A 25,036-nucleotide genomic window follows, 5' to 3' on the forward strand; every position below is an offset into this window, starting at 1 on the left:
AGGTAAGCGAAATGCCCTTTTTAGTTATGCTTACAGCTTTTTATCATCCACACTGTTCAGCCATGCTTCGATTTCTCCGATTACAGAGGCGATACAGCCATCTTGGAACGGCGAGATTAGTCCAGCCAACTCAACCAATCCGGTAAAAGAGCGACTTCCCCCGGCACGGCATAGCTTCAAATAATCTTCCCACGCAGCTGTCCGGTCGATACTCATGCGTTTCCAGAATTGGAACGCGCACAGTTGCGCGAGTGTATAGTCAATATAGTAGAACGGGGATTGAAAAATATGACCCTGTTTGTGCCAAAACCCGCCCTGCTCCAGATACTCGTTGCCTTCATAATCCAGATGCGGTTTATACTTACGTTCAATGGAGCGCCATGCGCTTTTACGTTCGGCTGGGGTCCAGTCTGGATGTTCGTATACGGCATGCTGGAATTCGTCCACGGCTACGCCGTAAGGCACGAACAGAAACGATGAAGATAGATGTTCAAAGTGATATTTGTCCGTATCTTCCTCGAAGAACAGATTCATCCATGGCCATGCGAAAAACTCCATGCTCATAGAGTGGATCTCAGCCGCCTCCATGGTTGGCCAATGGTACTCAGGAATTTCAAAATGTCGGCTTTCATAGACCTGGAAGGCATGACCTGCTTCATGCGTCAATACGTCAATATCCCCGGATGTACCATTGAAATTGGAGAAAATAAACGGCGTGCCATATTCGCTCAAAAATGTACAATAGCCTCCGCTTTGCTTGCCTTTTTTGCTGATCAAATCCATCAATCCACGTTCAATCATAAAGCTGAAAAATTCATGTGTTTCCGCTGAAAGTTCCTCATACATACGTGCTCCATTGCGAATGATCCACTCCGGGTCACCTTTAGGCGTAGGATTGCCTGACAGGAAGTTGAAGCCCTCGTCATAATAGCGAAGCTGATCTACTCCGATCCGTTCGCGCTGGCGTTCCTTCAGCTTGGTTGCCAGAGGAACGATGTGCTTCAGCACCTGCTCGCGGAAATTGGCTACCATTTTGGCATTGTAATCTGTACGTCCCAAGCGAGCATAGCCCAATTCTACGAAGTTGTCATAGCCCAGCTTGTGTGCCATGCGCGTGCGCACCTTCACCAGTTCATCATAAATCCGGTCCAGCTCGTCCTCATGCTCACTCATAAATTGATATTTAGCCTCGGAGGCTTGTTTGCGCGTCTCCCGGTTGGTAGCCATTTCAAAAGGCAGGAGCTGCGACAATGTGCGTTCTTCTCCCTCGAACGGGATCTTCGCTGAAGCAATCAATTGAGCATATTCCGAGGTCAGCTTATTTTCCTGCTGTAAATCCTCAATAATATCTGGGTGGAACGACTTGAGTGCTACCTCGGCAATACTGAAAAGCTGGCTGCCCCATTGGCTCTCCAACTCGGTTCGGAATGGAGAATCCACCAATGCCCGGTAGTAATCGGTTACATACTCCTGAATAACCGGCATGAAATCATCAGCGTACTCTTGCTCCGCTTTGTAAAAGGCGTCCTCCGTATTAATGGAGTGCCGAACTTCCACCAATTGCAATTGCGTTTCCACGTTACTGCGCAGCTTGTTAATCGCATGAATCACTTCATTTTGACGTTCTACGCTGTCCGCTTCACGAAACTGCTGCAACAGCGTTTTAAACCGCTGTTCAATTTCAGGTTGCTCTGGTCGGCTGTAAGCCATTTGGCTGAATAATGTCATTGCTTCGGTTCCTCCTTAAATATAATAAATCTGATGCCTATTATACAGTACGCTTAGACCAAACTGGAAGCTATAATTCCAATAAAATACAACCTCAAGAGCCGCAATACCATGTATTGCGGCTCTTGAGCCTCATCTAACTCTATATATCAAAAAAGTCATGGTCTAAAACAATCTAATATATATTCAGCCTGATGGAGATTTATAAGTCTTTCTAAGATCGCAGACCTTTATGCTTTATTGATTTTGCAAACGATGTGCCGCATGCAAAGTCGGACCGACGAATTCATTCAGCTTGAAGCTACCTTCAATGGCCTGTGTAATGAATCTCTTGGCCTGATCCACTGCTTCACGTACAGTCAGCCCTTGAGCCAAACCAGCCGTTACCGCTGCCGAAGTGGTGCAGCCTGCACCGTGGGTAAAGTTTGTTTTTACAACATCGGCTTCAAACCAGTCAAAAGTGATTCCGTCATATAGCAGATCCATCGCTTTACCTGCGCGAATTTTGCCACGGTCCTTGATCAGTACATGCTTAGCTCCACGCTCATGGATAATCGCAGCCGCTTCCTGCATCTGCTCCAGTGTCGTGATCGGTCCATTCTTTGCCAGTTGCGAAGCCTCGAACAAGTTCGGTGTTACCAGGTCAGCGCCAGGAATCAACAATTCCAGCATCGCCTCTGTATTTTCCGGCTGGAGCACTTCATCCGTGCCTTTGCAGACCATGACCGGGTCAATTACGATCCGCTTCAGATCATGCTTTTTCAAATGGCTGGCTACCAGCTCGATAATTTCAACGGAACCAAGCATACCTGTTTTCATCGCATCAAAACCGATACCTTCCAATACAGTACGCAGCTGCGCTTCTACCACATCCAACGCAACAGGATATACAAGATGATCCCAGGTTTTAGGACCCATCGCTACTACGGTTGTCAATACGGTCATGCCATATACGCCAAGCTCCTGAAAGGTTTTCAGGTCTGCCTGAATACCCGCTCCACCGCTTGTGTCGGAGCCGGCTATCGTTAATGTTTTGGGAATCGTCATTTGTACATGCTCTCCTTCACTTTCTGTGCTGCATTTATCCTAATCCCGCTCGCGAAACTTGTCAACGCGCAAAACGGTCCTCTCTATGCTAAAAGTCACAGGCGACGACAGTAGCTAAAAAACGAGAACATCCCCTTTTGAAACAGGAACATCCTCGCAATAACGTGTTATATGAAGAATTCGAATGAAATTTAGAATTATAAATACCCACCGGTACTATGATCATAGGCATGATTCTTTTCATTTGCACGTACGCCTAAGCACAGACTCTGATACAACTGCTGCTGTTCCAGTGTAGCAAAATTCCGATGCTGCTCAAATAAAGCCATACAACCAATGATATGTTCTGTATAGCTATTATCGACAGACAGTTGCAAGCAATGCAGTGTTTGTCCCACTCCCTCGGGGTAATCGCCTTTTCGGAAATAGTATTCCGCATACACCTTACAAAAGGATGCAAAGCGAAATGCGTTAAAGTGCTTGCGATAATGAGTGTCCCATCGTTCCGGTGCAAGCTGCCAAAAGCTTTTGAGTTGCTGACTAAATAGTCCCAGTTCGGCATCCACGAAATAACCAAACCGGTTCGCTGATTCGAGCAAGGTGTTCAAGCCCTCCAGTGTCTCATCCGGATGCTCACGCAGGTAAGTAATATAATCATAGATTGCAGAAGTGTTGCCCATTTTAATTTCAATACAAAGTCGGTTGCCCTGTGCATATACACGATGTAGGTTGACCACTTTCCAGCCTTCCTCGTCTAAACCCTCAAACCAGCTCAAATCTGCATAACCTTCAATCCATTGCTTGGATTCCTCATATCTACCCTGAAACTCATAGCAACTGGCCTTGAGCAGATGCCCCTGAGCATAGTAATAAACGAGCGGCTTAAGCAGCTCCAGGTGCTCATCTCCAAAACGGTTCCGATTGCGATACAATGCCTGCGCCAGCTCTCTCAGCTCGTCCGCATACATTTCCATCTCGGACCATTGCATTTTTAAAGCAAACACTTGAGATAGCATATGTAAGCCTTCCAGTGCGTAAATTTCCGGTAGACGACTACGGTACAAATGGAATTGTACAGCAGCCTTCAAGTTCCGTTGGTTATCCTTAATCTGAATCTGGAATATACGGAAATAGCTGATCGCCAATCGTTCAGAGTGGGTATACTTCTCACTCTCGATGACACAATCATACAGAAGCATGGAAGCTTCATGTCTGCCATCCTCAAACATCGCTTCTGCGGTCTCAAAAATAGCAGGAACGTTCGATAAATCGTCCATCAAATAGCCAAGTACACTGCGTATACACTCCAGCTTGTTCAACTCTGAGCAACGCAGGAGAAACGGACGCAACCTTCTCCAGTGTGGTAAGGAATGAATAAAACATTCATCAACATACATCTCGAACAAAGATCCTTCTTCCAATCCCATGGCCTCGGTAATCAAATCCAGCTGATTGACTGAAATAGGCCGTGGTGGGTTCCGGTTAAGTATACCGCTAAGTGTACCCGGATTTACCTTGGAAGCATCTGCAAAACATTGCATTGAAATGCCTTCACTTTGAATATACTTTTCTATTTCTGCGCGGATCGTGGTGTTTTTTTCCAAAGGGACACCCCCTCAAACGAATGATGGTGACTTTTTCATTACCTTTTAAACCAAAATTTGTTTAATCAAAGTATATGTCTATTTATACGAGAGGTCAATAACTTTAAATACGACTCAGGACATATAAAATCACGAATTTTGTACGATTTTAAAACTGTTTTATGAAAAAAGACCGTCCTCTGTGGGACAGTCTTTTTCTATTATTTTGATGCTGTGGACTTATAGGACAAAAACAAGTTAGCAGTTTTACCGTGAACGTCCGAAATCGAGGGCAAACTTAGCGTATCCCTCTACCGTTAACCCTTCATAAAGCAACTCCGAATAGGCATTAGCGGCATCCGTTGCTTGCGGTGAGGTCAGGAAGGTCACATGCGGACGCCCTGACCATGGGGCGAGGGACCAATGGCCATCAGCTTTTGGCGTCAACGTCTTCATATGCCGCACGTATTCAGTCAGCACATGACGGTTCTCATCCGGTGAAGCAAGTATGATTCGCTCTCCACCCGGATTGACCAGCGCAGAGGAAAACGCGCGATAGTTATTCGTAACAACCAGATAATTTCGCTGCATATCCATCGGTTCGTCATCAAAAGACATCTGAATGATTCTGTGTGCATCTGGGTCCTTTAGGCCCCCGTCAGCATCATATCTGGCTGGCTGTGTTACATCAATCTGATACCTGATGCCGTCGATGATATCGAAATTAAAGCTTGGAAAATCAGAATTAATCAGCTCTTGCTCTTGTTCTGCTGAAGGATCAATTTGCCGGAATTGTCCAGCAGACCACTCCAGCCATTCCCGGATTTCCGTTCCGCTCAGCCGAACGACATGCAACGTATTCGGAAAATTGTACAGATCGGCGATATGCTTGATCGCCAACGTCCCCGCCGGAATATGGGTATAGTACGATGGGCCATATCTGCCACCTGTTTTAAAAGGAGCTGCTGCCGACAGAACGGGCAATCCTTCGTGCTCGCTCCCTTGCATCTGCTGCTTCACATACCACATTTGCGCATCATTCACCAGCTGAACCGAAGCATCATCCATCACCTGAGCAAAAAAGCTGTTCACCGCCACCGTCGTCTGACCTACAGGTGCACGAATATACTCCAGTGTTCCGGCGTGCTCTTCTGCTACCGCCAGCTGAATGGCAGTATCCGGTTGTACCAGCGCCTCCTTGCGTATCGGATCATACACCGGGCGTACCTCGGCAGCAGATGCAGCCACTTGCCACTTCTCTCCACTAAAGGTCAGCTCCAGATCAATGATACCCAGATGATCCCCCCAAAAGCCCGGCTCCACTGCTGGGATATCGTGGATGGTACCTCGCTTTACATCAACACCTGTTTTCCCCATAAACGAAGGTCCGGGAAATACTTTATGTGCATGACCAAACACAATGGCATCGATCCCTTCCACCCTGCTAAGATGCAGCACCGCATTTTCCATATCAAGCGTTTCGGGAATATCCTCAAAGCCTGCATGGGGCATAGCAATGATGAGATCGGCTCCCGCCGCCTTCATTTGTGGAATAAACCGTCTTGCCGTTTCCAGCATATCTTTGACGATGATTTTCCCCTCCAGCCACGCCTTGTCCCATTGCATAATTTGCGTAGGGACAAAGCCGATGACTCCCACCTTCAACAGATGCTTACCACCTGCTTCATCCTCTACCGTCTTATCCAGCAATAGATAAGGTGTAAAGTAATTTCGTTCTTGTTCTCCCGCTATATAAATGTTGGCATTCACATAAGGAAATTGCGCTCCTCGAAGGCAAGTCTGCAAGTATTCCAGTCCGTAATTAAATTCATGATTCCCGATATTGCCTGCCTCATATCCAAGCAGATTCATAGCTTTATAGGCGGGATGCACCGCGCTTGGGTCCTGTTGGATTCGCTGTACAGCATAATCTCCCATTGGATTCCCCTGAATCACATCTCCGTTATCCAGCAGCAGGTGATTGGGTACCTCCGCCCGGGCTATTTGAATCAAGCTGGCTGTTTGCGCCAGACCGTAATGCAGCGTCTCCTGATCCGTATAATAATCGTAATTCCACAAGCTGACATGCAAATCGGTTGTAACCATAATGCGGAATTTCACTCTCACAAGGCTTACATTGTCCTGGTCTGCCTTTTCGTTAATATCCAAAATATCCAATCTTGTTCTCTCCCTCAGCTTCGGTCATAGAGCTTGAACAAGTCTAACAGAGCACTGTTAAGAGAATGTTAAAACAAGCATTTTGCATAAATCCAGAAAATGGTTTTAAGCATACGATAAATTTTACATCATTTTTACCAAAGTCAGGAGTGGTTTTTACCCTAGCTACGGGACTAGCTGTTAAGATTTGGTTTGTCACAGCATTTACAGGTTTTTTATTATCGTTATCACTATGTTTAGGGGGAAATTATTTTGTTCAAAAAAGCACTGACCTTGTGCATGACTTTCACACTGGCAGCGGGTCTAGCCGCTTGTGGCTCCAATGCAAGCAATAACAACAGCGCGTCCACTCCGGGTACAGATGGCTCTAAAAACGAAAGCACAGCCTATGTTCCTAAGGAGTTAAAGGTACAGTTCGTTCCTTCTCAAAATGCAGATACGCTCGAAGCCAAAGCCAAACCGCTCGAAAATCTACTGGGTGACAAGCTTGGGATCCCGGTGAAAGTAACGGTATCTCCTGACTACAATACGATTGTGGAAGCCATGTCTTCCAAACAGGTAGATGTAGGATTCCTTCCGCCGAATGCTTATGTACTGGCCCACGATAACCGTAAAGCAGCCGACTTGCTGTTGCAAGCTCAACGCTACGGAATTGAAGATGCTACAGGCAAGGACACGACTGAAAAAGTAAACTTTTATAAAGCAATGATCGTGGTGAAAAAGGATTCTCCGATTCAAAGTCTAGCTGATCTGAAAGGCAAGAAGGTTGGCTGGCAAAATGTAACCTCCTCCGCAGGCTACGTGTACCCTGCAGCAGAGCTGAAAAAAGCTGGCGTGGACCCGGATACGGATGTGCAGGGTGTGACAATCAAAGGCCACGATGCTGCTATTCTGGCGTTGCTGAACGGTCAAGTTGATGCGGTAGCTGTTTTCCAGGATGCACGTAACACGGTGAAGAAGGAAATCCCGGATGTATTTGAAAAAACTCGCGTCATTCATTACACAGCTAAAATTCCAAATGACACCGTCAGCGTACGTTCTGATATGGATCAAGCGTGGAGAGACAAGATCAGCCAAGCCTTTATTGACATCGCCAAAGATCCTGCAGGCGGCGAAATCATTAAAGAGATTTACACCCATGTAGGTTATGAAAAGGGCGACGATAAAAACTTCGACTCCGTGCGTGAATACGCCGAAGCCGTTGGTCAAGCGGTTAAGTAATCGGAGCAAACAAGATACTGTAATGAAGTAACAGCTACGAAACAGGCTTTACGAATGACAGGGCAACACCGTCCATGTATTCATGGCGGTGTTGTTTTCATTCCACCCCATCGGGGGAGAAAGTTGGGAGCATATGATCGAATTTCGTAACGTATCGAAAACATACCCGAACGGCACCAAAGGGTTGAACAATATTAATTTGACGATTCAGGAGGGAGAAATGGTCGTCATCGTCGGCTTATCCGGTGCAGGTAAGTCTACCCTGCTGCGTTCCATTAACCGACTGCATGACATTACGTCCGGCGACATTGTCGTGGGTGGCAGGTCCGTCACGTCTGCTGGAAGCAGCGAGCTGCGGCGCATTCGCCGGGATATCGGCATGATCTTTCAAAGCTTCAATCTGGTTAAGCGTTCGACGGTGCTCCGCAATGTACTTTCCGGCCGCGTCGGCTATCATTCAACGCTGCGAACCATTCTCGGCCTCTTTCCGAAGGAAGATATCGAACTGGCACTAACAGCGCTGGAGCGCGTGAACATCCGCGAAAAGGCCTACAGCCGGGCAGATGAGCTGTCTGGTGGCCAACAGCAGCGCGTATCCATCGCCCGTGCTCTGGCGCAGGAGGCTAAAATCATTCTGGCGGACGAGCCTGTCGCATCGCTGGATCCGCTGACCACCCGCCAGGTCATGGATGACCTTCAGCGGATCAACCGTGAAATGCAGATTACGACCATCGTCAATCTGCATTTCATTGATCTCGCGCGCGAATATGCAACGCGGATCATCGGATTGCGCGCCGGGGAAGTGGTCTTTGACGGCACACCGGAGGAGGCTACGGATGAGGCCTTTGCGGAGATCTACGGCCGGGCCATCAAGCATGATGAGCTGCTGGGAGTGGGATCATGAAGCCCGACTCTACTGCCCAGCCGCTCTCTTCGACGCAACCGTCACCGCATGCTGGACCGCCGCAGCCTGGCAAGACGCCCGCAGGGCCACCTTTGCCAGGACGTTACAAGCGTTATGCCACCTGGATGATTTTTATCGTGGTGCTGGTAGCCTGCTCCATTCATACGGATGCCACACCGTACCAGTTGATCGTCGGCTTGCCGGAGATGGGCAAATTGTTGGGGGAAATGTTTCCACCCGACTGGAGCTACTTGCCTACCATCTGGAAACCGATGCTGGAAACGATCCAGATCGCCATTGTTGGCACGACACTGGGAGCCATATTGGCGATCCCTGTCGCGTTACTGTGTGCCTATAATGTGATGCCGCGCAAACTGATTTCGCTGCCGATGCGCACGATCCTGAATCTAGTACGGACGATTCCCGATTTGCTGTTTGCCTCGATCTTTGTGGCGGTGTTCGGCATCGGGCCGTTTGCGGGGATGCTCGCCCTGCTCTTCTTCTCCTTTGGCATCATAGCCAAGCTGACCTTTGAGGCGATTGAAGCCATTGATCCCGGGCCGCTGGAAGCCATGACCGCTGTTGGCGCGAGCCGCATTCAAGTCATCGCCTTTGGTGTGGTTCCGCAGGCTCTTCCTTATTTTGTGTCGTACTTGCTGTATACCTTTGAGGTTAATGTACGCGCAGCTTCCGTTCTGGGCCTGGTCGGGGCTGGCGGTATCGGTCTGTTGCTTGACCGTTCTCTGGGGCTGTTCCGATATGATCGGGCAAGCATCATTATTCTACTGACCCTCGTCATCGTCCTTGCGATTGATTACGGCAGTAACCTGCTACGGAGGAAATTATTATGAATGATCCTACGCTTCGCAGACCTATTGGCTCCCGCCTGCGCCTATGGGCGATAGCTATTCTGCTAATCATCATTTATATTTGGGCTTTTCGCGGGATGCAGTTTGAAGGATTACAGGGGACGGCTAAAAGTGTCTCTGTCGCTATATTGGACGGCTTCCTTCATCCCGACTGGTCGTTCGTCTACATCCCTGAGGGAGAGGATTTGCTGCGCGGGTTGCTGGATACGCTGGTCATTTCAGTGCTCGGAACCTTCGTATCCGCATTTGTCTGCCTTCCGTTCGCCTTTTGGGCGTCCAGCAATATGACCCGTCTGCGTCCCTTATCGGGTAGCGGGAAATTTGTGCTTAGTGTCATCCGGGTATTTCCCGAAATGATCGTCGCCATCTTGTTTATCAAAGCCGTAGGGCCCGGCTCGTTTGCGGGTGTTCTCGCCCTCGGCATTCACTCCATCGGCATGCTGGCGAAGCTTTTCTCGGAAACGATCGAAAGTGTCGATCACGGGCCCCAGGAAGCTTTGATCGCGTGCGGTGCCAATCGTTGGCAGGTGATCTTCTTCGCCGTGCTACCACAGGTGATTCCACAGTTTCTTTCGTATTCGCTTTACCGTTTTGAAATTAATATCCGTTCTGCTACCACACTCGGTCTGGTCGGTGCAGGTGGTATCGGTACTCCGCTACTATTTGCACTCCAAATGCGCAACTGGAACCGTGTAGGCGTTATTTTGCTCGGCATTGTGGTTCTGATCATTTTGACGGATCTGATTTCCGGCTGGCTGCGCAAACGGATCGTATAATTAGAACTCTAAACGCCCAAAAAGCCTCTCCTGTGTAAAAAGGGACATGTCATGCTCCCATTCACTCGGAAGAGGCTTTTGTCGTTCAACATCTCCCTGCCAATTCATCTATGACCCGTCGGACTTCCTCAGCCGTATTGTAAAAATGAGGAGCCACACGGATAACATCCTTTCGTGCTGAAACGATCATATTTTGGCTTCTCAAATTCCTCTCCACAGCCGACACGTCGGCTACTTCAACAGCGAGCAAGCTTGGTAATGTGCCTCCCCTGTAAGGTACACGTATGTGTAGCCCTTTGCGCCGTCCATATTCAACGGAAAAATCCAACAACTCACTCATATAGGTCTGAATATTCGTGACTCCAATCTCTAGCAGCAGCTTTAAAGCCGCATTGGCGGCAAAAATGCTAATAAAAGAAGGCAATCCCGTCTCAAAGCGTCGGGCTCCCGCCGCCGGAAACGGGTGAGCAATATCAAACCGGGAAGCAGGCTCCTGCCCAAGCCAGCCTGTAAGACGGGGCTTGAAGCGGTCTATTCGGTCCTTGCTTACATAAAGAAAAGCCACGCCCGGAATTCCCAGCATATATTTGCGGGCTCCCGCGACCAAAATATCTACGCCCATTGCCTTAACGTCCACTGGAACGATCCCTGCAGACTGATAAGCATCCACAAACAGCAACGCCTGATTTCGGTGAGCTATATCTGCAATGGATTTTAAATCCTGCTGAAATCCGTTGGTATAGTTCACTTGTGACACCATAACGAGCGCAGTTTTCTCCGTAACATGCTCCTCATACTGCTCTATCGTCACTTCTCCCTCGATGGAGGGGATACAGCAGATGTGATCATGGAACATCTCCTGTGCCTGCCAGATGTGTCCCACCGTCGGAAAGTCGGTGTCCGCATACACAATGCCTTCTTTTCCCGGTACATAAGGAAGGGCTGTAGCCACCCCAGCAATCGCCTCAGAGGCTGAGGACAGGACCGCAATTTCGTCAGACTCCGCCCCGATGAGCTTGGCAAAATGCCCTCTGGCCTCCTCCAAACGTGCCATAGATAGATCGCCGTTATGACCGTGTTGCAGCAAACTTCGATGATATTCCTCAATGGCAGCGGAAACCGGCCTCGATACGGCCCCCTGGGAACAGCTTCCTACATGGATATGTGAGGATAGCACTGGAAACAGCTGACGGTAGGACTGAAACGGATGTTTCATTTTTCCCTTCGCTCCTCCTGGGCACACCAACGTGCCTTGATATGATCATTTTATTATCCATATAAGCCACCTTAGAACAAGGGCCTCTCTTCCCATCTTCTCGCCGTTAACAGACGATAGACGCAAAGAGAGGCCCTGAGGGATCATATACAAAATCATAAATTAATGCACGCGTTTGCGTCCAAACCAGCTTTTAAGTACCAAGGTTGCCAGAGCAAGTAACAACAACAACGAGGCCACCGCAAAAGATGCCGAGAACTGATATTCGTTATACAAAATTTCTACATGCAGCGGCAGTGTATTCGTCTCTCCACGGATATGTCCAGAAACGACGGACACTGCACCGAACTCACCCATGGCTCGCGCATTACACAAAATGATGCCATACAGCAGACCCCACTTGATGTTTGGCAGCGTCACTTTCCAGAAAATGCGCCAGCCGCGCGCGCCCAGCATGACCGCCGCTTCTTCCTCCTGCTGTCCCTGATCTTCCATCATTGGAATGAGTTCTCGCGCCACAAATGGAAAGGTGATGAACAGCGTCGCTAAAATAATACCAGGCAAAGCAAATATAATTTTAATATCATGCTCGTCCAACCACGGTCCAAGCCAGCCCTGTGCGCCGAACACTAATACATACATCAGCCCTCCGACGACAGGAGAGATGGCAAAGGGTAAATCAATTAAGGTGACCAGCAAGCCTTTGCCGCGAAATTGAAATTTCGTGATCAGCCAAGCGGCAGCTACACCAAATACCGTATTCAGCGGTACCGTTATCGCTGCCACCAGCAGCGTCAACCGCAATGCGGACATGGCATCCGGGTCACGTAACGCTTCGACGTATACGCCCCATCCTTGCTTGAGTGCTTCGGTAAGCACGACGATTAGCGGCAATACCAGCACCCAGAGCAAAGCTAAAAAAGCAGCACCAATCAGCGTCCACTTCACCCAAGCGGCCTCGGTCGTGACCCTGTTGGGCGGTGCAGATGAAGGCACTGGTGCAGAAGCAAGCTCCTGCCCAGTTATCGCTTGTGACATAATCTATCCCTCCTTAGAACGTGGATATCATGCGCAGCCCTGCATGTTAACATTAGATAGTCACATTAGACAGTTGCGTTTAGGCAGTACGCCGTCGTGACCAGCGCTGAATGCTGTTAATCACGAGTAACAGCAAGAATGAAATTACCAACAGCATCAACGCTACTGCCGTAGCTCCTGCATAGTCATTTTGCTCCAGCTTGGACATTATGAGCAGTGGAGCAATTTCCGTCTTCATCGGCATATTGCCAGAGATGAAGACGACAGAACCATACTCGCCAATGCCACGGGCAAAGGCGAGCGCAAAACCCGTCAGCAGCGGTGGCACCAGCTCCGGTACAATAACGCTGCAGAAGATACGCCATCTGCCAGCTCCCAGCGTAGCAGCGACCTCCTCCTCATCCTTGTCCAGCTCCTCCAGCACCGGCTGCACTGTCCGTACAACGAACGGAATGCCAATAAACATCAATGCTAGCGTAATCCCCGTCTGTGAGTACGCCATCCTCCATCCAAGCGGTTCAAACAATGAACCGATCCAGCCGTTCTGTGCATACAGAGCAGTCAAAGCAACCCCTGCTACCGCAGTAGGCAAAGCAAAGGGCAGATCAATCACCGCATCAAAAAGTCGTTTTCCCGGAAACTCATAACGCACCAGCACCCAAGCTATCAATAAACCGAGAAACAGGTCGATCAGCGCCGCAGCCGCAGCACACAAAAAGCTTACCTTGTAGGAAGCCAGCACCCTAACATCAGTCGCCACGTCCCAAAATTTCTCCCACGTCAGTCCAGTTGAATTCAGAAGCAGTGCCGATAAAGGCACCAGCACCACCAGACTGAGATACAGCACACTATAACCCATTGTTAACCCGAACCCGGGAAGTACGCGTTTTCGAGTGGCTTGCACTTGATTCATGTTCTGTCCATCCCTCTCTGAATCCATTGACTATGACACTCGCGGCTACCGACCCAATCCCTACACAGTCCACCTATTTTATGAACTGCCGGGTACATAAATCTGGTCAAAAATGCCCTTGTCGCTGAAATGCTTCTGCTGCGTCTCCTTCCATGTCCCGAATACATCCTTCAAGGTCACGAGCTCCAATTTAGGAAATTGATCCTTGAACTTTGCCGTCACGCTCTCCAGTGTTGGGCGATAATAATTTTCGGCAGCAATGGTCTGCCCTTCTTCACTGTACAAATATTTCAGGTATGCGTCCGCCACCTCGCGTGTACCTTTTTTATCTACCACCTTATCAACTACCGCTACCGGTGGTTCCGCCAAAATACTGATCGACGGATACACGATATCGAATTTGTCCGCACCCAGCTCCTTCACCGAGAGCAGTGCTTCATTTTCCCAAGCGATCAGTACATCGCCAATTCCACGCTCTACGAAAGTCGTTGTCGCTCCACGTGCTCCGCTATCCAGTACCGGCACATGCTTATACAGCTCCTGTACAAACTGCTGGGCCTTGGCTTCATCGTTATTGTTCTTCTTGAGCGCATAGGCCCAGGCTGCAAGATAGTTCCAACGTGCTCCACCCGAAGTTTTAGGATTCGGTGTAATAACTTGCACATCGCCACGGATTAAATCGTCCCAGTCCTTAATCCCTTTCGGGTTCCCTTTGCGTACCAGTAACACGATGGTTGAAGTGTACGGGGCGCTGTTATGCTCATATTTACTTTGCCACCCCTCTTTAACGAGTCCTTTTTCCTGTAGCGCATCAATATCATAGCCCAGGGCCAGAGTTACCACGTCCGCGTCCAGTCCGTCCTGCACAGAACGACTTTGCTTGCCAGATCCTCCGTGAGATTGCTTGATCGTAACCTTCTGCCCTTTCTCCTTCTCCCAATGGGCGGCAAATGCTTTATTATATGCCTCATACAGCTCACGGGTCGGATCATAAGAAACATTGAGTAACTCCACGTCCTTGGAACCGGCAGCAGAGCTACCATCCGCCTGCGTCCCTCCCTTGCTTGCCCCGCAAGCGCTTAGCATAATCGTTAAAACCAAAGATAGTCCGAGAATAAGTCCACTTTTCCATTGCCTCTTCATCAAGACACCCCGAATTCTATGTAATTTGTATTCATTTACGCCTGTTATTGACAGACATAATCAAAAAAAGAGCGGAGAATTCCCTGATGCAGCCCTGATAGGTCAAACCTGTCACGTGGACAGTGTCTGCCTGCTGTTCCTAGAGGTTCTCCGCCAAAATGGCGAGATCATACATTAATTCTTTAATTCCTACCTGTTTAATGAGTTATATGGATATGATACGAGAGTTTAGGAGTGATGTCAAACCTTTTTTTGGTATGTATCATTTGGACTTTTCTTTCTTTAAGGGGGGGCAGTCAGAAACATTATATATGTTTCCGACCGTTTAGAGGTCATTTACACACGAAGTACGACTTAGTTGGCAACCGTTTCAAGATTAATCGAAAAGACTCCAAAAAGCTTCGGATTGTCCGTAGCTCTTCTCAACCACAGTTCACCCGATCCCACCATGACTCCCTGATAATTAACAAACAAATCATCTGTCTTTTGATTCACCAGCGCCTCGCGAATTGCGTCCGTAAAAATCTGATCATACTTGGCCATAAAATCTTTCTTATTCGGAATCGTTAGCGACTTTTCACTATCATTAACACGCAGAGGGTACAAAATATAATTGGCCACTTTTTCCTTGTCATTGTCGGCAACTGCCTTCTGCAGCGCTTTGAACGTGTTCAAAAACGCTTTAGGATCTTGAATACCTGCTACCTCAAATGGATTTTGCGATGGATTGGAGGTTGCCGGAGAAGAAGATGTATCCGATGAAGCAGATGGAGCCGAAGGAGTTGATTTTTGTGCATCAGTACCGCTGTTTTCTGCACTCTTGCTCTCTTTCGCTGTTTTGTCACTTTGGGCTGAACCGCTACGACTACCACCGGCTCCGTTCTCGATCACGCTTGTACTGCTTCCAGTATCAATGGTTTCAGCATTCTTATCCTGACCACAGCCAGTAAGTGCTACAAAGGTAAGTGTAAGTAAAATGGCTGTGAGTGACAGCCTCCGTGACATCTTTTGATTACCGAATTCATGGTTTTTGGGCACAACGGGTCATCCTTTCTGCTTTCTGCTCTGACCTATTCTGTTCATTAAGTCTTCAACCGTTCTATTGTAACATAAGTAGACTAATGACCGCATGTCGTGCCCTTTCTGGAAGGAGCTTACAGTGTAATATATGCGAAGGTTTTAACGTTTCCTTGCGATCCATCGTCCGTACTTACTTTTAAAATCATCTCTTTTAAGGAGTCATTTGCAGCTTCATCCTGTCCCTCTGGCTTTACAAACACCAGATCGTGGCGTTCTCCCGGCTGCAACGTTCGGCTGGAAAACCCGCTCGTTGACCCTTGCAAGTCTAATCCATTCGCACTATTGAGCTTGTATTGTACGGGTTGCTTACCTGTATTCTTGATACTGATGTACAGCTTGCGCCCCTCTTCAAATCTAAAGCTCGTTTGTCCTTGTCCTCCAAATTGCATTCTTTGGTCATGTACGATTCGCTTCGCTGCGCCTCCTTGCTCAATCTGCTTGCTCAGCGGAGTTGCCTGGTGCGTCACAATCGCCGATGATGTAGTATACGTGTTCGTTGGAAAACTAGCAAAAGTGACATAACCCAATATGGCTCCGGCAGCCCCAATCCAAACCCATTTCTCCACCATTTGATTTCCTCCTCTTCTTATCTTTCCTTCAGTCGTCACCGTGATTGCACAGATGGAACGGCTTATCTTCTATAAGGAAGCGATTCAGCCAGGTCATTTTATATATAAAATCGGGTGCCGATTCGATGAATCCATTCACAATGTCCAAGGAGCGTAGATTTTTCAGGTTTTGTAATTCAGGAGGCAACGTACGGATTCCGCTATACTGAATATCCAGATACTCCAGTTGTTGCAGCTCTCCGATTTCAGGAGGCAAATGCCGAAATGCCAGCTCTGCCTTGGGAATCACTTTGAAATCTGGGGCCGGACGATCATAGCATCCACAGCTGATCCTCAGGTTTTTGAGATGGGTCAGCTTGGCAATGTCAGCGGGTAGCTCTTCCAAATCCGCTACTTGTATCGTCAGTGACTCCAACGATTCCAATTCGAACAAAGCGTGCGGTAGTGTTCGTATATCCTGCTCGAAAATAGTCAGATGCTTCAGGGAATACAATTCTCTAATCCGTTCCGGTATCTCCCTCAAGCCAAACCGCATAAGCTCTACTCGATCCGGTTGATGCCGAATAGCATCGTCCAGAAAAACATCTATATCCTGATGATATTCAGGTTTGTGAATAAACACACCAGGTATAAGCTTCTCCAATTCATCCGCTTCTTCTGTAGCCATGTTTAGTCCACCTATTCGTTCGTGAGCTATGTTAATGATCCAATCCCTTCCCTCCGCATTCTGGAAGCACAAATCCTCAGGTAATTGGGGATGTACCCAGGAAAACAAACTAGACGCCGCCTGCTTTAATAATCCCCCTGCCTCGGGCGCACACTGGTATCGGTAAAATGTTCCTTGTGTGTAGGCAATGGAATGGATGCCCCTAATTTCCTCATAAGAGTGTGTGGACAGCATAAAAGGATTCAATTGCTGTAACAATTCCTTGAACAGGACATCCTGGTCGATCACCCCATTCTCATCCTCTGTCGCCCATTTATGTATGCCCAGCATAAACGTGTCTGCCCGTTCCATAGCATAATCAATCAGTCTTTCATAGGCTGCTCCCCGGACATCGCTGTATAATCTGAACATGTCTCTCCCCCTCTGTGCAACCCTCGGCCTTACAATAAAAAAAGCCGAACTCATATCTATTATGAGTCCGGCTGTCATATTTTTCAAACTTGATCAAAGACACTCAACACGACTTTATAAATATGGCTTATCGCTTACTCTGTCACTGTTCCGTAGATTAGCACTGGCGCTTCCGCGTGATCCGCAATACGGATGTTCGCGTAGATTTTCTCCAGCACTTGGGCTACATCTTCACGGTTCGCATGAATAGTAACCAGTGAATCGCCTTTTTGAACAGCATCCCCGACCTTTTTGTTCAGCATCAAGCCGACAGCCAGATCAATCTCGGATTCTTTGGTCGCACGTCCTGCTCCAAGCAACATCGCTGCGGTACCGATTTCGTCAGCCACGATTTCAGCTACCACACCGTCCTGCTTCGCAGGCACCTCAATAAGATACTGTGCTTGCGGCAAGCGTTCAGGATGATCCACTACAGAAGCGTCACCGCCCTGATTCGCAATAAACTCTTTGAATTTCTCAAGTGCTTTGCCATTGCGAATGACTTCTTTGAGCTTCTCTTCGGCGTTTTCGAGGGATTCTGCTTTCCCTGCCAAAAACACCATCTGACTGCCCAAAGCCATACACAGCTCTTCCAGATCTTTTGGTCCTTCGCCACGCAGCGTATCAATCGCTTCTTTCACTTCCAGAGAGTTACCGATGGCCAGACCCAGCGGTTGACTCATATCGGAAATGACTGCCATCGTTTTTCGACCCACATTGTTACCGATGCTCACCATGGCATGTGCCAGTGCTTTGGCATCATCTACGGTTTTCATAAATGCGCCTGCACCTGTTTTTACATCAAGCACGATGGCATCGGAGCCAGCAGCGATTTTCTTACTCATAATCGAGCTGGCAATCAGCGGAATCGAGTTGACCGTCGCTGTAACGTCACGCAAGGCATACAGCTTTTTGTCCGCAGGTGTCAGGTTGCCGCTTTGCCCGATGACCGCAATTTTGCTGCGATTCACCAAATCCACAAATTCGTCCTTGCTGATTTCGACGTGGAAGCCTGCAATAGCTTCCAGCTTGTCGATCGTTCCTCCGGTATGTCCGAGGCCGCGGCCTGACATTTTGGCTACCGGAATGTCCAAGGCCGCTACGAGCGGAGCCAGTACCAGCGTTGTCGTATCACCCACACCGCCAGTGGAATGCTTATCGACCTTTACACCTTCAATCGCGGACAGATCAATGGTATCACCCGAATGAACCATCGCCATTGTCAGATCAGCGCGTTCGCGTTCAGTCATATCTTTGAAGAAAATGGACATCGCCAATGCACTGACTTGATAATCAGGAATTTCACCCTGAGTGTAGCCTTGGATAATAAAATTAATTTCCTCTGTACTCAGTTCTTTTCCGTCACGTTTTTTCTCAATCAAGTCTACCATTCTCATATGTCATTTCTCCTCACTGTGCGTATGATCGTTTACAGAGATACTGCTGTATCCAGTGCAACTTCCATCATTTCTTTAAAAGTTGTTTGCCGTTCTTCTGCGGTCGTTTCTTCCCCCGTCAGCAAATGATCGCTTACCGTCAGAATCGTCAGTGCGTTTACACCAAACTTGGCTGCCAACGTGTATAAAGCCGAAGTTTCCATTTCTACACCCAGCACGCCGTATTCCATCAGCTTTTGTACCACTGATTTGTCATCACGGTAGAAGCTGTCTGAGCTGAATACATTGCCGACATGCATGTTCAAGCCTTTGGCAACACCGCGATCATAAGCGCCCTTCAATAGATTGAAGCTGGCAATCGGCGAGTAATCGTAGCCGCCAAAGATATGGCGGTTCATGCCGGAATCCGTACAGGATGCCTGTGCCAAAATGACGTCACGAACGTGCACATGCTCCTTCATTCCGCCGCATGTACCCACGCGGAACAGGTTTTTCACACCATATTCGCTAATCAGTTCGTTGACATAAATACTGATGGAAGGCAGCCCCATCCCAGTTCCCTGTACAGATAGGCGTTTGCCTTGGTACGTACCCGTGAATCCGAGCATTCCGCGTACCTCGTTGTAGCAGGTCACGTCCTCCAGATACGTTTCAGCAATAAACTTAGCCCGTAACGGGTCTCCTGGCAGCAAAATCGTTTCTGCAATTTCTCCGGGTTTGGCTCCAATGTGTACACTCATGTTTTTTTATTCCTCCGTCCCATTTGTCCATGCTTGTATCGTTATTTATATCGTTACTAGTAATCCTGCTTGTACTCTTGCTGGTCCTTGATTACTGAAGCTCTGCCAAAAAGCTCGTTCCATGTTCAGGCAGTTTCACATCAAAGTTATCCGCCACGGTCGCTCCAATATCAGCAAAGGTTTTACGAACTGCAAGCTCCTTGCCCCCAGCTGTAAAACGCGGGGAATATGCCAGCAAAGGTACATATTCGCGGGTGTGATCCGTTCCCCGATATGTCGGGTCATTCCCATGGTCCGCAGTGATGATTAGCAGATCGTCATCGGTCATTTTGGCAAAAACCTCTGGCAGACGCGCATCGTAATCGTCCAAGGCTTGACCATATCCCTGCGGATCACGACGGTGACCGTATACAGCGTCAAAGTCCACCAAATTCAGAAAACTTAATCCGGTGAAATCCTCATCGAGCGTAGCCACCAGCTTATCCATGCCGTCCATATTGGACACCGTACGCACCGCCTTCGTCACACCCTCACCGTCATAAATGTCGGAGATTTTACCCAAGGCGATCACATCTAGACCTGCATCCTTCAGCTCGTTCATGGTGGTGCGACCAAACGGTTTGAGCGCATAATCATGTCGGTTGGAGGTACGAGAGAAGTTCCCTGCCTCGCCTACGAACGGACGTGCAATAATGCGACCCAGCATGTACGGATCTTCCAGCGTGATTTTACGGCAGAACTCGCAAATCTCATAGAGCTCTTTCAAAGGTACAACTTCCTCATGCGCCGCAATTTGCAGCACAGAGTCCGCCGAGGTATAGATGATGAGCGCTCCAGTTTTCACGTGTTCTTCGCCTAGCTCATCCATGATTTCCGTTCCACTGGCCGGCTTATTGCCAATAACTTTGCGGCCTGTGTGCTCCTCAATGCGCTGAATCAGCTCATCCGGGAACCCATCAGGAAATACACGGAAAGGAACAGCAATATTCAAGCCCATGATTTCCCAATGACCCGTCATCGTATCCTTGCCATTGGACGCTTCCTGCATCTTAGTGTAATACGCAAGCGGCTTGTCGGCCGCTTCCACACCTTCTATGGAACGAATATTGGATAGACCGAGCTTACCCATATTCGGCATCTTTAGACCACCGCGTTCGCGGGCAATATGACCGAGTGTATCTACATCGTAATCATCAAACTGGGCAGCATCCGGCGCTTCGCCGATACCAACCGAGTCCATAACCACCAAGTGAATTCGTTTGAATTTAGACATCATAAAAATCCTTTCCTAACTCGCTGTTTTTTTTACAAAAACAACCCTGCAATCGTTGCCGACAGCACGCTAACCAGCGTTGCCCCGTACAACAGCTTCAGACCAAAGCGGGCCACCACATTTCCTTGTTTTTCATGCAAACCCTTCACAGCCCCGGAAATGATACCGATGGATGAGAAGTTAGCAAAGGATACGAGGAATACCGATACGATCCCGACCGTGCGCTCCGACAAGCCTGTTTGCTTGGTCAGATCAAGCATGGCCACGAATTCGTTGGACACGAGTTTGGTAGCCATAATGCTGCCCGCCTGAACGGCTTCGTTCCACGGAATACCCATGACAAAAGCGAAAGGCGCAAACACATATCCAAGCAGCGCCTGAAAGCTGATTCCAAACAACCAAGAGAAAATCCCGTTAACCATGGCAATCAACGCCACAAAACCGATCAGCATTGCAGCTACCGTAATAGCAACCTTGAAACCGTCCATAATATATTCCCCGAGCATTTCGAAGAAGGACTGCTTCTCTTCCTCCTGAACCTCCAGTAAATCGTCTTCCTTCTCAATCTTGTACGGATTAATAATGGAAGCGATAATAAAGCCGCCGAACAGGTTCAATACCAAAGCTGTGACCACATATTTGGGATTTAACATTTGCATGTAAGCTCCCACAATCGACATGGACACCGTAGACATCGCAGACGCACACAGTGTATACAACCGATGTTTTGGCAGCAGACCAATTTGCTTCTTAACGGAAATAAACACCTCGGATTGACCCAAGATAGCCGAAGCTACAGCGTTGTAGGATTCCAGTTTACCCATTCCGTTTACTTTGCTCAAGACAAGCCCGATATATTTAATAATAAAAGGTAACACTTTTACATATTGCAATATACCAATCAGCGCAGATATGAACACGATTGGCAGCAGTACACCGATAAAGAACGGTGCTGCTCCTTCATTCGCAATTCCGCCAAAAACAAAGTTAATCCCTTCAGTTGCATATGCCAAAAGACTATTAAAACCTTTTGCAAAGCCTTTGACCAGAAATTCGCCAATTCCTGTATTCAGCAATACGAAAGCAAGCGCTGCTTGCAAAACAACCATAACTATCAGCGGACGATACCTGATTTTACGCTTGTCACTGCTGGCAACGTAAGTAAGTGCAAATACAACGAGCAGTCCCACCAGAGCGATTACATATTTCATTTAATTTCCCCCTCATTACATTAAGCGCTTACATTCCCCGTAAAAAGAATGCGCTCCAAAGAGGCATTCTTTTTTTTATTTCCCCAGATCCGCAGGTCGAAAAGCACCCGGCAGTAATTGATCCACCGTCCACTCTTCCGTGTTGCCATGAAGGTTTGTCAGATAAATTTTGGTATCTTGATGAGCAAATTCGGAAATAACCTGACGACAGGCCCCACATGGAGACACAGGTCCTTCCGTATCAGCTACTATCGCAATCGAATCAATTTGACGGCAGCCTTCGGATACCATTTTGAAAATCGCTGTCCGCTCTGCACAATTGCATAAGCCGTAGGAGGCATTTTCCACATTACATCCGTGATAAATCGTGCCATCGCTTCCGAGAACCGCAGCACCCACCTGAAAATTCGAATACGGAACGTATGCCTGTTTACGCGCCTCAAGCGCTTTCTGAATCAATTGATCCTTCATCGCGAATCCCTCCATGACTTTAAAATAAACTTAGTAGGAAGATGTAGACTGCTCGCCCTCGATGATCTTCACACCGGAACTTGCACCGATCCGACTTGCGCCAGCTTCTACTAATTTTTGCACGTCTTCCAGACTGCGTACACCGCCTGAAGCCTTAACACCAATCTCAGGTCCTACCGTTTTGCGCATCAAAGCCACATCTTCCGCAGTAGCTCCACCTGTTGAGAAGCCTGTCGAGGTTTTCACAAAATTCGCTCCCGCTTTGACGGACAGCTCACATGCCAGTACCTTCTCTTCGTCTGTTAGCAGGCATGTTTCGATAATCACTTTTACCAGTGTACCAGCAGCTGCCTCCACGACCGCACGGATGTCCTGCTCGACGAGCTGTACATCACGTGCCTTCAAAGCGCCTATGTTAATAACCATATCGATTTCAGTCGCACCGTTAGCAATAGCATCTTTCGTTTCAAATGCTTTCGTTGCGGACGTGCTTGCTCCCAGCGGGAAACCGATAACTGTACAGATAGCTACGCCTGTGCCTGCGAGCTGTTCTGCTGCATAAGCTACCCACGTCGGGTTCACACATACAGAAGCAAACTGATATTTTTTTGCCTCGGCAGTCAATTTCGTAAATTCATCCTTCGTCGCATCTGCTCGCAACAATGTATGGTCGATTAATGCTGCAATGTTCATATCTAAAAGCTCCTTCATTAGATAAATAGTGTGAAGACAAAAGTCCTTTATTTCTCTGTGATGAGACCATCATAGCACGCCTTTGAACATATGTAAAACACATTTTGAAATTATGTTCAAGCTTATGCGCAAGGCGTCACCTACAATTCATATTACCCTGTAGGGAAACGCCATAACCGTGTATTTTGCTGGATTGAGAACGACTTGCTCTATTGTAAAAGTGCTTGTGCCGTAAACTGATCTGTCACCAAGATATTCGCATACTTGCCACGCAGCGATGCCCGAATGGCCTCCACTTTACGCTGGCCTCCAGCGACGAGAATGGACTTCTCCTTCTTTCGCAAATCAGGCAAATCAATCCCGACGGTACGGCTATTGATTTCCTGACTGCATATGTTGCCCTCAGCGTCAAAAAAGCGCGAGCAAATATCGCCCTTGCCGATTCTTTGCAGTAGCTTCTGCTCTTCCCCGTTAAAATAGCCCAATCGGAACAGCAATGCATCCTCCTTGACCGTACCCACCGTAAACACAGCGATGTTCGCCTGCTTGCCAAGTTCAATGATACGCTGGATATGCCGATCCTCCTCGACCATTTTCTTAACGGCGTGACTGTCGAAAATCACAGGCAGCGGCAAATACCGTGCTATGGTATGAAAGGCTTCTGCGAACAAATTCACGGTTTCCACGGCATATGTGTTGACATGCGAATGGCTCACGCCTCCTTTGAGCTGAACCACCTCAACTCCCTTGACCTGCTTTTGCTGGAGATGAAGCGCTACGGCATGCATCGTTGTTCCCCATGTCACTCCAATAATATCAGCATCCTGTACCGTTTCATGCAAATAATCGGCTGCTTTTTTGCTGATATGCTTCTTGATCTCCTGATATTCATTTAACGGCGAATAACAGACTAACACGGTATCCAGTCCGTACTTCTTCTTCACCTGCTCTCCGAGCGCGTCCATATCCTCCATCGGGTCCACAATACTGATCCGCACGTATCCCTGTTCCTTGGCAGCCTGCAGTAACCGCGATACCGTAGGACGCGAAACCCCGAGTCTGACCGCGATATCTTGCTGACTGTAGTCGTTTAGATAGTATAATCTGGCTGCCTCGATACTTAATCGCTGCTTTTCATGATCCATTCTACCTCAACCCGCTTATCTTAAAATGTAGTGCCAGCGGACACAGCTTTAGTCCCAAACATTATATATGAAGGGAAACTTGAAGCCACGCCTTGGCCGTATAGTTGTTAATTTGGAAGATTTAACTGCTCGTTTGTGATATTCTGTGATTAACTACAACTACTTTACCGCATCCTCAACTTTATCGTTCCATCTGTCAAAACGCAATAGTTAAACCATTTTACCGCTCATTCACAATCTGTGATGGCTTATCTGAATATGTAAGGAGAATTGCTATGTCTGAATTTATTGTGTGCAGTCTGGCGGACAAAAAGTTCGCTTTAAACTTTGTGGAAGTAGAAGAAGTCATGAATGCCAAAAAAGGAACGCCGCTTCCCTTTTCCGAGGCGTGGCATGAAGGAATGGTGACTATTCGCGGCAATGTATTTACGATCCTTAATTTACGCAAAAAGCTGTTTCTTCCTGCATCAAGCGATTCCGCCGAGGACAAAATGATTTTGCTCAGCCGTGCGAAGATTGCTCTGCTTGTCGATCAGGTGGAAGACACAGCTTCTGCTGAGGACAGTCAGCTACAAAGCAATGAGGAAGAGTGGCAACGCGAGTTGTTCCCTACAGTAATGGAGCATCAGGGTACCCTCATTCCGGTGATCGATATGGACGCTTTTCTTGCATCCACCAAGACGAACTAAAAAGCAAAAAATACTCCCGAACCTTGAGCCGGCTT

Annotated in this window: 23 protein-coding genes; 5 read left to right on the top strand and 18 right to left on the bottom strand. The window is 48.0% G+C overall.

Translation table 11 applies throughout. The features are described from left to right. Positions 1-30 precede the first annotated feature (30 nt). The 4 genes from ACM1ND_RS22945 to ACM1ND_RS22960 all read right to left on the bottom strand — a co-directional run bounded on the left by ACM1ND_RS22945 (position 31) and on the right by ACM1ND_RS22960 (position 6,536). Positions 31-1,728 (bottom strand): M3 family oligoendopeptidase, encoded by a 1,698-nt coding sequence (locus ACM1ND_RS22945; protein WP_028541792.1) that lies wholly within the window; start codon positions 1,726-1,728, stop codon positions 31-33. 237 nt (positions 1,729-1,965) lie between these two features. Continuing rightward, the gene (gene thiD / locus ACM1ND_RS22950) at positions 1,966-2,775 is read right to left on the bottom strand and encodes a bifunctional hydroxymethylpyrimidine kinase/phosphomethylpyrimidine kinase (protein WP_013312022.1); all 810 of its coding nucleotides are present in this window, start codon (positions 2,773-2,775) and stop codon (positions 1,966-1,968) included. Between the two features lie 197 nt (positions 2,776-2,972). Further along, positions 2,973-4,379 carry a hypothetical protein gene (locus tag ACM1ND_RS22955; protein ID WP_023990369.1) on the bottom strand — a complete coding sequence of 469 codons (1,407 nt, stop codon included), beginning with the start codon at positions 4,377-4,379 and terminating at the stop codon, positions 2,973-2,975. Between the two features lie 246 nt (positions 4,380-4,625). Then, a complete protein-coding gene (locus ACM1ND_RS22960) occupies positions 4,626-6,536 on the bottom strand; it encodes a bifunctional 2',3'-cyclic-nucleotide 2'-phosphodiesterase/3'-nucleotidase (RefSeq protein ID WP_069080671.1) in 1,911 nt (636 codons plus the stop codon). A gap of 252 nt (positions 6,537-6,788) precedes the next feature. On the opposite strand from ACM1ND_RS22960, the gene ACM1ND_RS22965 reads away from it, so the two are divergent. The 4 genes from ACM1ND_RS22965 to phnE (ACM1ND_RS22980) all read left to right on the top strand — a co-directional run bounded on the left by ACM1ND_RS22965 (position 6,789) and on the right by phnE (ACM1ND_RS22980) (position 10,306). Then, positions 6,789-7,757 carry a phosphate/phosphite/phosphonate ABC transporter substrate-binding protein gene (locus tag ACM1ND_RS22965; RefSeq protein WP_025722520.1) on the top strand — a complete coding sequence of 323 codons (969 nt, stop codon included), beginning with the start codon at positions 6,789-6,791 and terminating at the stop codon, positions 7,755-7,757. Positions 7,758-7,890: 133 nt separating this feature from the next. Next, positions 7,891-8,661 (top strand): phosphonate ABC transporter ATP-binding protein, encoded by a 771-nt coding sequence (phnC, locus tag ACM1ND_RS22970; protein WP_023990372.1) that lies wholly within the window; start codon positions 7,891-7,893, stop codon positions 8,659-8,661. Next, positions 8,658-9,512 carry a phosphonate ABC transporter, permease protein PhnE gene (phnE, locus tag ACM1ND_RS22975; RefSeq protein WP_034095097.1) on the top strand — a complete coding sequence of 285 codons (855 nt, stop codon included), beginning with the start codon at positions 8,658-8,660 and terminating at the stop codon, positions 9,510-9,512. The genes phnC and phnE (ACM1ND_RS22975) overlap by 4 nt, the downstream gene beginning before the upstream one ends. Then, the gene (gene phnE / locus ACM1ND_RS22980) at positions 9,509-10,306 is read left to right on the top strand and encodes a phosphonate ABC transporter, permease protein PhnE (protein ID WP_013312028.1); all 798 of its coding nucleotides are present in this window, start codon (positions 9,509-9,511) and stop codon (positions 10,304-10,306) included. The genes phnE (ACM1ND_RS22975) and phnE (ACM1ND_RS22980) overlap by 4 nt, the downstream gene beginning before the upstream one ends. 85 nt (positions 10,307-10,391) lie before the next feature. Here the strand turns inward: phnE (ACM1ND_RS22980) and ACM1ND_RS22985 are convergent, their stop codons facing one another. The 14 genes from ACM1ND_RS22985 to ACM1ND_RS23050 form a co-directional block, all read right to left on the bottom strand. Continuing rightward, positions 10,392-11,522, bottom strand: a complete 1,131-nt coding sequence (locus tag ACM1ND_RS22985) for an aminotransferase class V-fold PLP-dependent enzyme (protein ID WP_418026597.1) — start codon at positions 11,520-11,522, stop codon at positions 10,392-10,394. A gap of 162 nt (positions 11,523-11,684) precedes the next feature. Then, the gene (gene cysW, locus ACM1ND_RS22990) at positions 11,685-12,560 is read right to left on the bottom strand and encodes a sulfate ABC transporter permease subunit CysW (protein WP_013312030.1); all 876 of its coding nucleotides are present in this window, start codon (positions 12,558-12,560) and stop codon (positions 11,685-11,687) included. A gap of 79 nt (positions 12,561-12,639) precedes the next feature. Then, the gene (gene cysT, locus ACM1ND_RS22995; protein WP_028541788.1) at positions 12,640-13,473 is read right to left on the bottom strand and encodes a sulfate ABC transporter permease subunit CysT; all 834 of its coding nucleotides are present in this window, start codon (positions 13,471-13,473) and stop codon (positions 12,640-12,642) included. Between the two features lie 78 nt (positions 13,474-13,551). Next, complete coding sequence (locus tag ACM1ND_RS23000) at positions 13,552-14,616, bottom strand: sulfate ABC transporter substrate-binding protein (protein WP_023990376.1); 1,065 nt, start codon at positions 14,614-14,616, stop codon at positions 13,552-13,554. Positions 14,617-14,970: 354 nt separating this feature from the next. After that, on the bottom strand, positions 14,971-15,654 hold the full coding sequence (locus tag ACM1ND_RS23005; RefSeq protein ID WP_053326131.1) for a hypothetical protein: 684 nt from the start codon (positions 15,652-15,654) through the stop codon (positions 14,971-14,973). Between the two features lie 116 nt (positions 15,655-15,770). Next, complete coding sequence (locus ACM1ND_RS23010; protein WP_316244237.1) at positions 15,771-16,265, bottom strand: hypothetical protein; 495 nt, start codon at positions 16,263-16,265, stop codon at positions 15,771-15,773. A gap of 28 nt (positions 16,266-16,293) precedes the next feature. Then, positions 16,294-17,343: a leucine-rich repeat domain-containing protein gene (locus ACM1ND_RS23015; protein WP_028541786.1), complete on the bottom strand. Its 1,050-nt coding sequence runs from the start codon at positions 17,341-17,343 to the stop codon at positions 16,294-16,296. Between the two features lie 134 nt (positions 17,344-17,477). Continuing rightward, a complete protein-coding gene (locus ACM1ND_RS23020) occupies positions 17,478-18,779 on the bottom strand; it encodes a pyrimidine-nucleoside phosphorylase (RefSeq protein ID WP_025722513.1) in 1,302 nt (433 codons plus the stop codon). A gap of 32 nt (positions 18,780-18,811) precedes the next feature. Beyond that, on the bottom strand, positions 18,812-19,519 hold the full coding sequence (gene deoD / locus ACM1ND_RS23025; protein ID WP_023990381.1) for a purine-nucleoside phosphorylase: 708 nt from the start codon (positions 19,517-19,519) through the stop codon (positions 18,812-18,814). Between the two features lie 91 nt (positions 19,520-19,610). After that, a complete protein-coding gene (gene deoB / locus ACM1ND_RS23030; protein ID WP_418026598.1) occupies positions 19,611-20,795 on the bottom strand; it encodes a phosphopentomutase in 1,185 nt (394 codons plus the stop codon). Between the two features lie 29 nt (positions 20,796-20,824). Beyond that, entirely contained in the window at positions 20,825-22,003 is a 1,179-nt protein-coding gene (locus ACM1ND_RS23035) for a NupC/NupG family nucleoside CNT transporter (protein ID WP_023990383.1), read from the bottom strand. Positions 22,004-22,078: 75 nt separating this feature from the next. Continuing rightward, positions 22,079-22,474: a cytidine deaminase gene (locus ACM1ND_RS23040; RefSeq protein WP_023990384.1), complete on the bottom strand. Its 396-nt coding sequence runs from the start codon at positions 22,472-22,474 to the stop codon at positions 22,079-22,081. Positions 22,475-22,504: 30 nt separating this feature from the next. After that, positions 22,505-23,167 carry a deoxyribose-phosphate aldolase gene (gene deoC, locus ACM1ND_RS23045; RefSeq protein ID WP_025722509.1) on the bottom strand — a complete coding sequence of 221 codons (663 nt, stop codon included), beginning with the start codon at positions 23,165-23,167 and terminating at the stop codon, positions 22,505-22,507. A gap of 209 nt (positions 23,168-23,376) precedes the next feature. Beyond that, positions 23,377-24,312, bottom strand: a complete 936-nt coding sequence (locus ACM1ND_RS23050) for a sugar-binding transcriptional regulator (protein ID WP_023990386.1) — start codon at positions 24,310-24,312, stop codon at positions 23,377-23,379. Positions 24,313-24,587: 275 nt separating this feature from the next. Between ACM1ND_RS23050 and ACM1ND_RS23055 the strand changes: the two genes are divergently transcribed. After that, positions 24,588-25,001 carry a chemotaxis protein CheW gene (locus ACM1ND_RS23055; RefSeq protein ID WP_023990387.1) on the top strand — a complete coding sequence of 138 codons (414 nt, stop codon included), beginning with the start codon at positions 24,588-24,590 and terminating at the stop codon, positions 24,999-25,001. Positions 25,002-25,036 lie beyond the last annotated feature (35 nt).

The organism is Paenibacillus sp. JJ1722 (assembly GCF_048282685.1).
Lineage (GTDB): Bacteria > Bacillota > Bacilli > Paenibacillales > Paenibacillaceae > Paenibacillus > Paenibacillus polymyxa_B.

Coding starts and splice junctions, on each gene's coding strand:
- ACM1ND_RS22945 (WP_028541792.1), bottom strand. CDS start 1,728: ATGACATTATTCAGCCAAATGGCTTACAGCCGACCAGAGCAACCTGAA.
- thiD (WP_013312022.1), bottom strand. CDS start 2,775: ATGACGATTCCCAAAACATTAACGATAGCCGGCTCCGACACAAGCGGT.
- phnC (WP_023990372.1), top strand. CDS start 7,891: ATGATCGAATTTCGTAACGTATCGAAAACATACCCGAACGGCACCAAA.
- phnE (WP_034095097.1), top strand. CDS start 8,658: ATGAAGCCCGACTCTACTGCCCAGCCGCTCTCTTCGACGCAACCGTCA.
- phnE (WP_013312028.1), top strand. CDS start 9,509: ATGAATGATCCTACGCTTCGCAGACCTATTGGCTCCCGCCTGCGCCTA.
- ACM1ND_RS22985 (WP_418026597.1), bottom strand. CDS start 11,522: ATGAAACATCCGTTTCAGTCCTACCGTCAGCTGTTTCCAGTGCTATCC.
- cysW (WP_013312030.1), bottom strand. CDS start 12,560: ATGTCACAAGCGATAACTGGGCAGGAGCTTGCTTCTGCACCAGTGCCT.
- cysT (WP_028541788.1), bottom strand. CDS start 13,473: ATGAATCAAGTGCAAGCCACTCGAAAACGCGTACTTCCCGGGTTCGGG.
- ACM1ND_RS23000 (WP_023990376.1), bottom strand. CDS start 14,616: ATGAAGAGGCAATGGAAAAGTGGACTTATTCTCGGACTATCTTTGGTT.
- ACM1ND_RS23010 (WP_316244237.1), bottom strand. CDS start 16,265: ATGGTGGAGAAATGGGTTTGGATTGGGGCTGCCGGAGCCATATTGGGT.
- ACM1ND_RS23015 (WP_028541786.1), bottom strand. CDS start 17,343: ATGTTCAGATTATACAGCGATGTCCGGGGAGCAGCCTATGAAAGACTG.
- ACM1ND_RS23020 (WP_025722513.1), bottom strand. CDS start 18,779: ATGAGAATGGTAGACTTGATTGAGAAAAAACGTGACGGAAAAGAACTG.
- deoD (WP_023990381.1), bottom strand. CDS start 19,519: ATGAGTGTACACATTGGAGCCAAACCCGGAGAAATTGCAGAAACGATT.
- deoB (WP_418026598.1), bottom strand. CDS start 20,795: ATGATGTCTAAATTCAAACGAATTCACTTGGTGGTTATGGACTCGGTT.
- ACM1ND_RS23035 (WP_023990383.1), bottom strand. CDS start 22,003: ATGAAATATGTAATCGCTCTGGTGGGACTGCTCGTTGTATTTGCACTT.
- ACM1ND_RS23040 (WP_023990384.1), bottom strand. CDS start 22,474: ATGAAGGATCAATTGATTCAGAAAGCGCTTGAGGCGCGTAAACAGGCA.
- deoC (WP_025722509.1), bottom strand. CDS start 23,167: ATGAACATTGCAGCATTAATCGACCATACATTGTTGCGAGCAGATGCG.
- ACM1ND_RS23050 (WP_023990386.1), bottom strand. CDS start 24,312: ATGGATCATGAAAAGCAGCGATTAAGTATCGAGGCAGCCAGATTATAC.
- ACM1ND_RS23055 (WP_023990387.1), top strand. CDS start 24,588: ATGTCTGAATTTATTGTGTGCAGTCTGGCGGACAAAAAGTTCGCTTTA.